Here is an 11827-nt window from a genome sequence, read left to right as displayed (position 1 = left end):
AGTCACGTGCCGGATACGCCAGTTCCTGAAAGTACACCCTTTGATCGCCTGGGCATGAAGACAGGCGATGTGTTGCACCTGGAAAGCATCGATACCAAAACCCGTTTCACGGTCAAGCTGATCGGTTACGTACCCGGAGGCAGCATTCTGGTCCTGCCACCCGTGATCAAGGGCAAGCAGGTGTTGTTGCGCAAGGACAAGATCTACAACGTACGTGCCGCGGTAGGTGGCAAGGTCTGTGCATTCAGAACCCAGGTACTGTTCACCCACATGCAGCCGTATGCGTACAGCCATCTTCAGTATCCCGAAGAAATGCAGGCGTTGCAGGTGCGCGAATCCGAGCGCGTGGATGTCCGCATTGAGGCCAGTGTGACGTCCGAGTTCGACACGGGAACCGGTGAATGGCCGCGTGATGCGCTGATGGTGGATCTGAGCAAGAGCGGCTGCGGCCTGCGAACCCGGTTGCCCATTGGTGTGCCGGGACATGAAGTGGTCGTGCACTTCATCGTGACGGTGGCCGGTGTCTCCAAGCAGCTTCATCTCAAATCCGTGATTCGCAACCGGATCCCGCTGGACGAGGAGGGCCCGCACCGGTTCTTCTACGGGCTTCAGTTTGCTCAGCTCTCCGAAGCAGCGCGTCTGGTGCTGAATGGTTTCATCTTTGAAAAGCTGCGCGAGCGGGATGGGGGCTGAGGCACGCGCCCGGATGTAATCAGCGCATACTTTTTGCTATAGTGGCGGCAAGTCAAACAAGGCAAGAGCGTATGAAATTCACAGGTTCCGAACATTACGTCGCAACACCGGAGTTGCAGATGGCGGTCAATGCTGCCATCACCCTGCAGCGACCGCTTCTGATCAAGGGTGAACCCGGTACCGGGAAGACCATGTTGGCCGAAGAGTTGGCCGAGGCGTTGGATCTGCCCCTCATTTCCTGGCACATCAAGTCCACAACCAAGGCGCATCAGGGCCTCTACGAATACGATGCCGTATCACGCCTGCGGGATTCCCAACTGGGTGATGACAAGGTTCACGATATCCGCAACTACATCAAGAAGGGCAAGCTCTGGGAAGCCTTCGAGTCCGAGAAGCAGGCGGTGCTGCTGATCGACGAGATCGACAAGGCAGACATCGAGTTTCCCAATGACCTCCTGCTGGAACTGGATCGCATGGAGTTTTATGTCTATGAAACTCAGGAGCGCATTCAGGCCAGAACCCGCCCGATTGTCATCATTACCAGCAACAATGAGAAGGAGCTGCCGGACGCCTTTCTGCGTCGCTGTTTCTTCCATTACATCAGCTTCCCGGATGAAGCCACCATGCGCCGGATCATCGAGGTGCACTTCCCGGGCATTCAGCAGGAGCTCGTGCATCAGGCACTCGAAGTCTTTTTCGATCTGCGCAAGGTGCCGGGGCTCAAGAAAAAGCCTTCTACCTCGGAACTGCTGGACTGGCTGAAGCTGCTGGTGGCGGATGACGTTTCGCCCGAGGTGCTCCGCAACAAGGATACCTCCACCATGATTCCGCCTCTGTACGGCGCACTGCTGAAGAACGAGCAGGATGTGCAGTTACTGCAGAAGCTGGCTTTCATGGCACGCAGGGGCGGCTAGGAGACCACTGTGCTCATAGGCTTTTTCAATGCGTTGCGTCAGGCACGGGTGCCGGTCTCACTGCGTGAGCTTCTGGATCTGCTGGATGCCATGCGGCAGGGGTTGGCATTTGGTTCCGTTGATGAGTTTTATCTGCTGGCAAGGACGTGTCTGGTCAAGGATGAACGCCACTTTGACAAGTTCGACCGCGCCTTTGCCGCCTGGTTCAAGGGGCTGGAAACCCTTGACGACCTCTTCGCGGAAGCCTTGCCGGAAGCCTTGCCGGAAGACTGGCTGCGAGCCGAGTTCGAACGGCATCTGACCCCGGAGGAAATGGCACGCATTGAGGCGTTGGGCGGACTGGAAGCATTGATTGAGGCCTTCAAAAAGCGGCTCGAAGAACAGAAGAAGCGGCACCAGGGGGGTAATCGCATGATTGGCACCGGTGGGACTTCGCCCTTCGGCGCCAACGGTTACAACCCGGAAGGCTTCCGGATCCAGCAGGGCCGGTCGCGGCACAAGAAGGCGGTCAAGGTCTGGGAGCAACGTCAGTACAAGGATTATGACGACTCCATGACGCTGGGTATCCGCAATATCAAGGTGGCCCTGAGACGCCTGCGCAAGTTTGCCCGCCAGGGCGCTCCGGAAGTGCTTGACATGCCGGATACCATCCGTAGCACGGCAAACAATGCCGGCTATCTTGACCTCAAGATGGTCCCGGAGCGACACAATGCGGTGAAAGTGCTGCTCTTTCTGGATGTGGGGGGCTCGATGGATCCGCATATCCGCGTCTGCGAAGAGCTTTTCAGCGCAGCGCGTTCCGAGTTCAAGCATCTGGAATACTTCTATTTCCACAACTTCATTTATGAAGCCGTGTGGAAAAACAACCTGCGCCGTCATTCGGAGCGTATTCCCACCTGGGAAATCCTGCACAAGTACAGCAGTGATTACAAAGTGATCTTTGTGGGGGATGCCAGCATGGCGCCCTATGAAATCACCCATCCCGGTGGCAGCATCGAGCACTGGAACGAGGAGGCCGGGGCGGTCTGGATGCAGCGTGTCATGGACAAGTTCCGCCGCGTGGCCTGGCTTAATCCGCTGCCGGAACCTTATTGGGGGGAGGGCGGATCGCTCGGACTCACCCGACAGCTTGTCAATCACAACATGTATCCCATGACCCTGGAAGGCCTGGAATCGGCCATGAAATACCTGGCCAGATAAACGTGCCGGACTGATCCGCAGTCTGCGTGATCGGGTGAGCAGGTTCACCTGGCATGCCGTACCCACTTCCTGAAACCGGTTCAGGGCACTTTCCGGTGAAACAGCGCTACATCGGACGCGACCTGAAAGCTGGAGTTGCCACGTATTCCTCTGCCGTGGGGCCCCCGCGGGGCGGCGCCTGTACCAGGCCGGATTGAGGCACAGGTCCGTGACAGACGCAGCCTTGTTCACATTTTTCAACAGCTTGAAATGCTAGACTACATTTCGTAACGCGTCGTGACTGCAGTACAAGTACAAGAGGGAATGCATGCGCATACTGGTATGTCTGATTCTTTGGATGGCAAGTCTGGGTGTCTTGGCAGAAGAATCCCTGCAGGCGCAGGCAGCCCGGCTGAAGCAGGACGTGATCGAACTTAATCGGGAACTCTACCGGCTGGAAGAGGAACTGCTGTATCCCGCCGATACCCAGCTGGTTGTCTATGTGGCCATGGATCCTGATGCGCCCTTTGAGCTGGATGGCGTGGAGCTGACCATCGACAATTCGCCCGGCACCTCCTACCTCTACTCCGATCGTGAACTGCGTGCTCTCCGGCAGGGGGGGATTCAGCGACTCTATACCGGCAATGTGGCGGCCGGGCCCCACGAAATCGTGGCCGTGTTCAATGGTCGGGACGCCAATGGTCGTTACATGCGCAAGGCTGCGCGCCTGAAAATGACCAAGACAAAAGATGCCAAATATCTGGAATTGAGAGTGCGCCGAAGCGGGCGCTCTGCTGCTCAACCGGACTTTATCGTCCGCGAAATGAAGTAATTCACCATGCAGCGTCTCTTTTGTTTACTGATCGTCCTGTCAATGATCGGCCATGCCGTTTCGGCCGAGCCGGACAGCCTGCTGCTGGGCGAAGCCCGCTTTGCCCTGGCTAATGAGCGGCCGCTGGATGTGCTGACCTTACTGGAGAATACGCACACGGGCGCAACACAAATCGACAACCATTTCCATAACGAGAACCACCTGGTGGCCATGGAGGCAGCACTTCGTCTCGGGTTGGCTGAGGATGCGCTGAAACTGGCCGAACACCTGCTGTTTACTGCACGGGAAAAGAATCACAAACAGAAAGCCATGCTGTACAAGGCTCGCGCATTGTATCAGCTTGGTAAAGATAACACTCTGCTCTCCTGGCTGCCGGGGCAAATGACTCTGCTCAAGGGTAAAGACAGGGATGAGGCCCTGTATCTGCTCGCGGCAGCTCAGACACGCAGTGGAAAAGTAGCCGAGGCGGCCCGAACACTGTCTGCCATTTCGCAGGGTAGTCTCTGGGCCGCATATGGCTACTTTAACCTGGCAACCCGGTATGCCCAAGAGGATCCGGATAGCAGTCGGGCACTTGTTGCGCTCAGGGTTGTGGCGGCTTTGGCCGGTCAGAGTGAAGAAGGGATGGCGTTGCGTGACCGGGCGCTCACGGCGGCAACGGACCTTGCGCTCCGGAGCTCGGATCCGGAGAAGGCGCTCGGGCTGGTCAGACAGGTCCGGGCTGAAGCCATTGAAGCCCCTTCGGCCATTTACCTCATGGGGATGGCCGAAGCCTCGGATGGCCGGGTGCGGACTGCCGTACGAACCTGGCAGCGTGCCAAGAAATACGCGCTGATGATGCCCGGTGTGGCGGAAACCTTTCAGGCCATTGCCTGGGCCTACATGAAGGAAAACCTGCGGGGTTCAGCCATTGATGCCTGGCTTGAAGCGGTTTCGGTTTACGGCAAGGAGCAGCAGCAGACCAGGCAGGTTCGCAAGGAACTCGGTCAGAATGGTTTTCTGGGTTTTCTGAAAGCGGCCCGGGCAGAGCAGAAAACACCGGACTGGTTCCTCAATACGGAACTGGCCAACAATACGCCACGCGTCATGTTCCTCAATGCCTTGATGACCGATGACGCCTTTTTTGATCAGGCCCGGGAACTGATGCAGTTACAGGTGATTTCCCGTCAGCTCAGCGACAATCGTGCACGACTGGAGATCCTCGCGAATGCGGTCAGTGCAACGTCAAGACATGGTAAAAAAGGTGGCAAGTCACGTCTGGCGAAACTCAAGGCGCAGTTGAATACGCTGGTTAAGCGACGCAATGCGCTGGTCAACGCCTATCAGGAAGCTACCGCCAGGCAGGATTTTGCCCGAATCGGCAGTGATCGCCTGCTGCAGGCGCGTCAGGATCTTGAGCAACTGGTGGCAGACCTCAAGGTATTGCGGGCAAAACTGCCGGAACAGGACTATCAGAGGCTTGCCAGCCGGGCAACACGGGTCCACGGACGTATTCTGTGGGAAGAAATGGACCACCTGGAAGATGCCAGGGCCACTTTCAGGGAGCGGATTCAGGCCATAGACGGCCTCATCAACCAGATGCGGGACGGATTGGGTCGTGTGGAAGCCCGGCTTGCGAAGGGCCGTGCCCATTTTCAGGCCCGGTTGCAACAGATCAACTCGTTGCTGAAGCGCATCCGGGCAGCAGAAAAGCGCATGAACAGGTTGCTGGTCAAGGCCGACCGGAGGGTGACGCAAATGGCGCTGGAGCGCCTGGATGCGCATGATGCGAGTATGGGGCGTTATCTGGTTCGCAGTCAGCTGGCACTCGTCAATCTCTATGATCAGCTGGCCGTGGCAGAGTATGGTACCGGTACGGAAACGGGGAGGCCGGCACAATGAAGTTCGGGCGCCTTATCTTTCTCCTGCCTCTCCTGTGCGGGCACCTCCTGGCGTGGCCTGATGAGTCCGGCCTGATTGTCATTGATGACAGCGAGAAGGGCAAAACGCTCGGGCAGCTCAAGCCGGCCTATGTGGACTTCGGATACCGCAAGGCACCACACGTTCCCATGGGTGAAATTGTCAGCCGCTACCGGAAACTCATCCTGGGGGCGCCGGATCCCGAAGTCAGGCTCAAGGCGTTGCACCGACTGCTCAACCTTGAAAACCTCTTTGCCGCAGAATATCCAGACGGCTTCATGGATGATGCGCTCTGGCAGATGGCGGTGAAAACCTATCGCGAATGGCTTGAGGCGCACCCGGGTGACGCAGCCGAAGATCAGTACCGGTATCAGCTTGCCCGGGCACTGGACATGCTGGGCAAGGCCAGCGAGTCGAGAGCTGAACTTGAAACGCTGGTCCGGCGCTTCCCCCGTTCTGCACTGGCTACTGAAGCCTGGTTCCGCATTGCCGAACGTCTCTATGCAGAAGGTCGTTATGCCGATGCTGAAGCCGCATACAAGAAAGTGCTGGCAGCGGGCAATCCGGAATTCGATCTCAAGGCGCGCTACATGATGGCCTGGACCCTGTTCAAGCAGAATCGTCAGGCTCCGGCGCTTGATCTCTTTGTCTCCGTGCTGGCGGTGCCGGAAATTGACAAGGAGGCCATGGAGACGCTGCGTCGCGATATCTATCGCATCAGTGCGATCATTGCCAGCGAGCAGCAGGGCGCCCGTACTCTGCAGGCGGCCATTGAGCGCGCCGGCAAGCCGGGACTGGCGCCGCCGCTTTACGATGCGCTGGTCGGACTGTACGAGAAAAAGAGGCCTGGCAGCTGGCCGTAGCGGTTGCGGAAGGCTTCATTCAGGCGTACCCGGGCGATCCCCGTGCGCCCGCATTCCAGGTCCGGAAGGTGGATTTGCTGCTCAAGGGGCGCTTGCCCACGCTCGCCTGGCAGGAGCGGGAACGCTATGTTGAGCGCTATGGCATGGACAGTAGTTACTGGGCCAGTGCGCAAGCGTCTCAGCGACAGGCCATTGCCAAAACGCTCCATGAGTATCTTGATCTGCTGTCCAGACGGGCTTACGCGGCGGCGCAGAAATCACGCGGAGACGTCAGTGCTTGGCAGGCGGCCGCACGATGGCTGGATCAGCTTGTCCGCGTGTATCCGGAAGACCCGCGCACCGCAAGGGCACATTACCTGTTGGCGGAAGCCCTGGTTCACACGGGGGATCTGACACGGGCCATCACACACTATGACCGTGCCGGCTATGACTACCCCGACTTCGAAGAGCGTGCGGAGGCAGCCTATGCGGGCATCGTGACCCGGAGCAGGCAACCTGGTATCGACAGTCAGGATGGCGACGCCGGGCTCCGGCAGGCGCGGGTGGATGCCATGTTGCGGTTTGCGCAGACCTTTCCGTCAGATCCGCGCGCAGAATCCGTTGAGCTTGAGGCCGCCCGTGAGCTGCTGAGTCTGGCTCAGCCCGAGAAAGCCTATTTGCTCGCAGCCCGTCTGGCCCAGTTTACCCGGAACCCGCAGCGCCGCTACCGTGCATGGAAGGTAGCCGCACTGGCAGCTGACAGACTTTCCCGGCCTGCTGATGCCGAGCAGGCCTACCGGTCCGCACTGGGTCTGATATCCCGAAAGCATGCGGATTACAGCGCGTTGCGTGATGGTTTAGCCGCCTCCCTGTATGCCCAGGCGGAAGCCCGTCGCAAGCAGGGACAGAAGGAGGAAGCGCTCACCTTGTTCCGGCAGGTGGTGGCCGATGTGCCGGAGAGTGCGGTCAGAAAGCAGGCGCAGTATGATGCGGCCATGCTGGCACTTGAGCTGCAGCGCTGGCCCCTCGCCATCCAGCTGATGGAAGATTTCCGCTCGCAGTTCGCCAGAGATCCGCTGACGGCGGGACTGGCCGAAAACCTGATCTTTGCCTATGCCAGCAACGGCCAGTTTGACCGCGCGGCCCGGGAACTGCTGGCCATCGCGGAGCAGACACCGGATCAGGAAGTCGCCCGCAAGGCCCGTCTTCAGGCTGTGGATTACTTCCGCAAGGCGGGCGATACCGGGCAGGCCATGGCCGCACTGGAAGCCTATATCCGCAAGCACCCGCAACCCTTCGAGGCGCAGATCCGGGCACGGGCATCGCTGATTGCGCTGCATGATGAAACCGGCAACGAGCGGGCGGCAAGGAAAGCACGTGAAGCCCTGATCCGGGCGGAAGCGGCCGGTGAACACACGCCGGTCACGCGTACCCTGGCAGCGGAAGCCAGCTGGGTACTGGCGCGTGCGGAGAAGAAAAACTTTGAGCGCATTCGGCTGACGGTACCCCTGAAAGCCAGCCTGAAGAAGAAAAAACGGGCCATGACTCAGGCGGTGACCCGACTGAAGGCGACGCTCGAATACGGTGTGGTGGAGTATGCGACAGCCGCTACTCATGCCCTGGGCCAAATCTACCGCACGATGGCACGGGACATTCTCGCTTCCGAGCGGCCGAAGGGGTTGTCGGATCTGGAGTTGGAGCAGTACACACTCTTGCTGGAAGATCAGGCCTTCCCGTTTGAAGAGAAAGCGATTGAACTCTTCGAGAGCAATGCCCGGCGCGCCCGCGAAGGGATTTTTGATGACTGGGTGAAGGCGAGCTATGCCGCGCTGGCGGATATGGTGCCCGGACGTTACAACAAGAAGGAGCAGACAATTGATGTGGTCACTGCGCTGTATTAAGCGAGGGGGACTGGTTGTTCTGCTGGTTCTGCTGGCAGGCTGCAGCGGCACACCGGTGAAGGCACCTGAAGCACCGGTGGACCCACAGCTCGTTGAAAAGGTCAATACGCTGTTCAGTCAGGGTGTCAGTGACCTGAAAGCGGGGCGACTTGATGAAGCAGAAAAAGCCATGCAGGCGGTCATTGCGCTCAAGGCAGACTTGGCGGCACCCTATATCAATCTGGGCCTGATCGCCGAGCGGCGGGGCCAGACCGGAGACGCAGAGGGCTGGTACCGCAAGGCGGTCAGTGTGAACCCCCAGGCACCGGAAGCGTGGCATCAGCTTGGCTGGCTGGCACGTCAGGCCGGACGTTTTGAGGAGGCGCGGCAGCATTACGAGCAGGCCATCCGTCAGGCACCGGATCGTCCCGTCTTTCATCGCAATCTTGCCATACTCTGTGACCTGTATCTTGGCGATGCGTCCTGTGCGCTGGCACACTATCGCCGTTATCAGGAACTCAGCTCAGGTGCTGACCAGCAGGTCGCGCTGTGGATACGGGATCTGGAGAACCGGGCACAATGAAACGCAGCATAATGACGGTCATGCTTCTGGCTCAGATCGCAACCGGATCGGCAGCGGAGCGCATCGAGCTCAAGGGTGTGGTTCGGGGCAATCAGGAGCAACCCGGCGTCCTGTTTCTGGTACCTTGGCAGAATCCGCCGAGCCCGGAAATCGGAACGGAAGCCCCGCCCGCCCATCTTGATGCGTGGTTGCGGCCGGTCAGCCGGGAGCGATTCCGGCGCCAGATCTATTTCAGAAACCACCTTGAATTGGGTGAGCCTGACACAGAATCCACATCCAAACCATGATTTCGGGAGACACAGATTTATGAATGATTCGATCATCCGCTTTTTTCAGGACGGCGGCACATTCATGTTCCCTATCGCCATCGTGCTGGCGCTGGGACTGGCCATTGCCATTGAGCGACTGATCGTGCTCACTGCTGCCCGGGCAAGCAACCGGAAGGATTTCGGGTTTCTGCTCATGTGCCTGAAAAGGGGAGACCTCAAGAAGGCCATTCAGCACAGTACATCCAGCAACAGTGCGATTTCGGATGTGATTGCGGCGGGTCTGAGCCGGCTGGCGGCAGGCAGCGGCCGGACCGAAATCGAGTATGCGATGGAAGAGCGTCTGCTCGAAGTCATTCCGCGTTTCGAAAAGCGAACCCAGTATCTGGCCACGCTCGCCAATGTCGCCACGCTTCTGGGACTTCTGGGTACCATCATGGGGTTGATCGATGCCTTTACGGCTGTGGCATCAGCGGATCCGGCGGAAAAGGCGGCCTTGTTGTCACAGAGCATATCGGTAGCCATGAACACCACCGCATTCGGTCTGATGGTCGCCATCCCTCTGCTGCTTCTGCATGCCTTTCTGCAGAATCTCACCAATGAGATTGTGGACAGCTTCGAGTCGGCAGGCATCAAGGTCATCAACCTGCTGGGACAGGGCAAACGCGGAGGTGAGGCCGCGTGAGGCACACACGTCACCGCCGATTGACGTCGAGCGCTGACCTCGATATCACGGCTTTCATGAATCTCATGATTGTCCTGGTGCCGGTATTGCTGCTGAACATGGTGTTTGCCCGTACAACAGTGATTGAGCTGAACTTTCCCAAGGGGCTGGACAATCCGGAGACTCGCAAGACGCTGCAGCTTCAGCTGGCCGTGACACCGGATCAACTGCTGCTGGCGGATAACCTGGGCGGAATTATCAAGCGGCTGCCCAATACGGCGCAGGGGCCCGATCTGGAGACGCTTCGGGAAACGCTCAAGCAAGTCAAGGCACGTCTGCCGGAAAAGCGCAGCCTCACGTTAATGGTAGATGACCGGGTAGATTACCAGACACTGGTGACGCTGATGGATACGGTACGCAGCTACCCGACAGTCGTGGCAGCGCAACTGGTGCAGGCCGAACTCTTTCCCGAAATTTCCGTGACTGATCTTGTCGATGCGGTTGCCGCAAACGGGGAGGGAACATGAAACAGTCTGCCCGGGCACACCGTATTGCAAGGCGCCAGGCTCGGCACAGTCAGCGGGCGATGCTGAATCTGGTGTCCCTGATGGACATCTTTACGATCCTGGTGTTCTTCCTGATGGTCAACTCTTCGGACATTGAAGTCATTCAGAGTTCGTCGGCCCTGCGTCTGCCGGATTCGGTGGTGGATCAGAAGCCGCGTGATGTACTGATGGTGAGTGTCACCCCGGAGAGTATTCTGGTGGCCGGGCAACCCGTGGCACAGACCCCCCCGGCAAACTCGGAAGAGGATATTATAGCGGGCCTGAAGAAGGAGCTGACCTACCGGATCAGCCGGTTGCCAGCAGATCAGCAGGACAAGCCGCAACCCCTTAACGTCCTGGCAGACCGGTCGTTACCTTATGGCATTCTGAAGAAGGTCATGAAAACGGCTGTGGAGTCGGGTTATACCGTCCTGTCGCTGGCCGTCAACCAAAAGACACTCAAGGCAGGAGGGCAAGATGGCGGTACATGAACGTCTGCCCTGGGATAACGATCCCCGTGATCAGCGTCGTTTCCGCCTGTTGTTGGGGGGGGTTCTGGGTGTGACGCTGGTGATGACGGCATGGATTGCCGCGTTCAATCTGCCGGAGGTGCCCCGTGCCGAGCGTGAGGCGTTGCCGCCTCAACTTGCCAAGGTCGTTCTGGAAAAAAAGACACCTCCGAAGCCCAAGCCCAAGCCCAAGGTCGTTAAAAAACCGGAGCCCAAGCCAAAGCCAAAGGTTGTCAGGAAGCCGAAACCGAAGCCTGAGCCCCGGGTCGTACCAAAAACCAGCAAGCCCCGACCAGCGCCTCAAAAGCCGGTGACACCGCCTGCGGAACAAAAGGCTATCGAAAAAGCGCGTGAGGTGGCCAAAAAACGGGGTTGCTGGCTCAGGCTGATGAGCTGAATGATCTGCGGGAGCTGGTTGACGACGTCAAGCCTTTGGCTCAGGCGCCCGCACAACGGGCAGTCAAGGGGGCAGCAAAAACACAGGAAGCCCTGGTCACCCGCGCAAAAACACGGTCAAGTGGTGGTATTGCCGGCCTCAACCTGAAAAAGGCGCAAGCTTCGGGTGAACGCCTGGCAGCACACAAGCAGGCAACGGTACAGGCACCGGTGGACCCGAATGCCGGTGAGGAGCGTGGTACTCAGGTGGCATCCGCCGGCAAGACCGCCGCGGGCCGCTCGTCAGAAGAAATCAGGCGTGTATTTGATGCGTCCAAAGGCACCATCATGCGCATGTACACCCGGGCCCTGCGGAAGAATCCGACCCTCCAGGGCCAGTTTGTGCCGGAACTGACGATAGAACCGGATGGTTCCGTTAGCAGCTGCAAGGTGGTCAGCTCCGAGCTGAAGGCGCCTGCACTGGAGAAGAACCTGTGCAATCGTCTCCGGATGCTGAATTTCGGGGCCAAATCAGGGGCGCCACAGCAGATCGTCCGTTATACCTTTGATTTCCTGCCATCCTGATCATGACTGTCCACTGCTGACCACCCGATTGGGATAGGCAGCAGTGGACGGCACCAACAGA

Annotated in this window: 14 protein-coding genes; all 14 read left to right on the top strand. The window is 58.7% G+C overall.

Annotated features, from left to right (window positions below):
* Positions 1-6: 6 nt before the first annotated feature.
* The 14 genes from AAIA72_RS05190 (at position 7) to AAIA72_RS05125 (ending at position 11766) form a co-directional block, all read left to right on the top strand.
* On the top strand, positions 7-693 hold the full coding sequence (locus AAIA72_RS05190; protein ID WP_369602359.1) for a flagellar brake protein: 687 nt from the start codon (positions 7-9) through the stop codon (positions 691-693).
* A 71-nt stretch (positions 694-764) separates the two neighbouring features.
* Positions 765-1607, top strand: a complete 843-nt coding sequence (locus AAIA72_RS05185; protein ID WP_369602358.1) for an AAA family ATPase — start codon at positions 765-767, stop codon at positions 1605-1607.
* 9 nt (positions 1608-1616) lie between these two features.
* The gene (locus AAIA72_RS05180) at positions 1617-2807 is read left to right on the top strand and encodes a VWA domain-containing protein (protein WP_369602357.1); all 1191 of its coding nucleotides are present in this window, start codon (positions 1617-1619) and stop codon (positions 2805-2807) included.
* Positions 2808-3114: 307 nt separating this feature from the next.
* Complete coding sequence (locus tag AAIA72_RS05175; RefSeq protein ID WP_369602356.1) at positions 3115-3618, top strand: hypothetical protein; 504 nt, start codon at positions 3115-3117, stop codon at positions 3616-3618.
* A 6-nt stretch (positions 3619-3624) separates the two neighbouring features.
* On the top strand, positions 3625-5499 hold the full coding sequence (locus tag AAIA72_RS05170; RefSeq protein ID WP_369602355.1) for a hypothetical protein: 1875 nt from the start codon (positions 3625-3627) through the stop codon (positions 5497-5499).
* Positions 5496-6380 (top strand): tol-pal system YbgF family protein, encoded by an 885-nt coding sequence (locus tag AAIA72_RS05165; RefSeq protein WP_369602354.1) that lies wholly within the window; start codon positions 5496-5498, stop codon positions 6378-6380. The genes AAIA72_RS05170 and AAIA72_RS05165 overlap by 4 nt, the downstream gene beginning before the upstream one ends.
* A gap of 68 nt (positions 6381-6448) precedes the next feature.
* Positions 6449-8260, top strand: coding sequence for a tetratricopeptide repeat protein (locus AAIA72_RS05160; RefSeq protein ID WP_369602353.1), 1812 nt, complete (start codon positions 6449-6451; stop codon positions 8258-8260).
* Positions 8238-8822: a tetratricopeptide repeat protein gene (locus tag AAIA72_RS05155; RefSeq protein WP_369602352.1), complete on the top strand. Its 585-nt coding sequence runs from the start codon at positions 8238-8240 to the stop codon at positions 8820-8822. Before AAIA72_RS05160 ends, AAIA72_RS05155 begins: the two co-directional genes overlap by 23 nt.
* Positions 8819-9109, top strand: coding sequence for a hypothetical protein (locus tag AAIA72_RS05150; RefSeq protein ID WP_369602351.1), 291 nt, complete (start codon positions 8819-8821; stop codon positions 9107-9109). The genes AAIA72_RS05155 and AAIA72_RS05150 overlap by 4 nt, the downstream gene beginning before the upstream one ends.
* Positions 9110-9128: 19 nt before the next feature.
* Positions 9129-9773: a MotA/TolQ/ExbB proton channel family protein gene (locus AAIA72_RS05145; RefSeq protein ID WP_369602350.1), complete on the top strand. Its 645-nt coding sequence runs from the start codon at positions 9129-9131 to the stop codon at positions 9771-9773.
* Positions 9770-10279, top strand: a complete 510-nt coding sequence (locus tag AAIA72_RS05140; protein WP_369602349.1) for an ExbD/TolR family protein — start codon at positions 9770-9772, stop codon at positions 10277-10279. Before AAIA72_RS05145 ends, AAIA72_RS05140 begins: the two co-directional genes overlap by 4 nt.
* Positions 10276-10788: an ExbD/TolR family protein gene (locus AAIA72_RS05135; RefSeq protein ID WP_369602348.1), complete on the top strand. Its 513-nt coding sequence runs from the start codon at positions 10276-10278 to the stop codon at positions 10786-10788. Before AAIA72_RS05140 ends, AAIA72_RS05135 begins: the two co-directional genes overlap by 4 nt.
* Complete coding sequence (locus AAIA72_RS05130; protein ID WP_369602347.1) at positions 10775-11203, top strand: hypothetical protein; 429 nt, start codon at positions 10775-10777, stop codon at positions 11201-11203. Before AAIA72_RS05135 ends, AAIA72_RS05130 begins: the two co-directional genes overlap by 14 nt.
* A complete protein-coding gene (locus tag AAIA72_RS05125; protein WP_369602346.1) occupies positions 11179-11766 on the top strand; it encodes an AgmX/PglI C-terminal domain-containing protein in 588 nt (195 codons plus the stop codon). The genes AAIA72_RS05130 and AAIA72_RS05125 overlap by 25 nt, the downstream gene beginning before the upstream one ends.
* Positions 11767-11827 lie beyond the last annotated feature (61 nt).

It is taken from the genome of Thermohahella caldifontis (assembly GCF_041153465.1).
GTDB classification, from domain to species: domain Bacteria; phylum Pseudomonadota; class Gammaproteobacteria; order Pseudomonadales; family Oleiphilaceae; genus Thermohahella; species Thermohahella caldifontis.
This window is presented reverse-complemented; position numbering and strand designations above follow the sequence as displayed.

Excerpts from the sequence above, each read along its gene's own strand:
- AAIA72_RS05185 (WP_369602358.1), top strand. The coding sequence starts at position 765 with ATGAAATTCACAGGTTCCGAACATTACGTCGCAACACCGGAGTTGCAG.
- AAIA72_RS05175 (WP_369602356.1), top strand. The coding sequence starts at position 3,115 with ATGCGCATACTGGTATGTCTGATTCTTTGGATGGCAAGTCTGGGTGTC.
- AAIA72_RS05170 (WP_369602355.1), top strand. The coding sequence starts at position 3,625 with ATGCAGCGTCTCTTTTGTTTACTGATCGTCCTGTCAATGATCGGCCAT.
- AAIA72_RS05165 (WP_369602354.1), top strand. The coding sequence starts at position 5,496 with ATGAAGTTCGGGCGCCTTATCTTTCTCCTGCCTCTCCTGTGCGGGCAC.
- AAIA72_RS05155 (WP_369602352.1), top strand. The coding sequence starts at position 8,238 with ATGTGGTCACTGCGCTGTATTAAGCGAGGGGGACTGGTTGTTCTGCTG.
- AAIA72_RS05150 (WP_369602351.1), top strand. The coding sequence starts at position 8,819 with ATGAAACGCAGCATAATGACGGTCATGCTTCTGGCTCAGATCGCAACC.
- AAIA72_RS05145 (WP_369602350.1), top strand. The coding sequence starts at position 9,129 with ATGAATGATTCGATCATCCGCTTTTTTCAGGACGGCGGCACATTCATG.
- AAIA72_RS05135 (WP_369602348.1), top strand. The coding sequence starts at position 10,276 with ATGAAACAGTCTGCCCGGGCACACCGTATTGCAAGGCGCCAGGCTCGG.
- AAIA72_RS05130 (WP_369602347.1), top strand. The coding sequence starts at position 10,775 with ATGGCGGTACATGAACGTCTGCCCTGGGATAACGATCCCCGTGATCAG.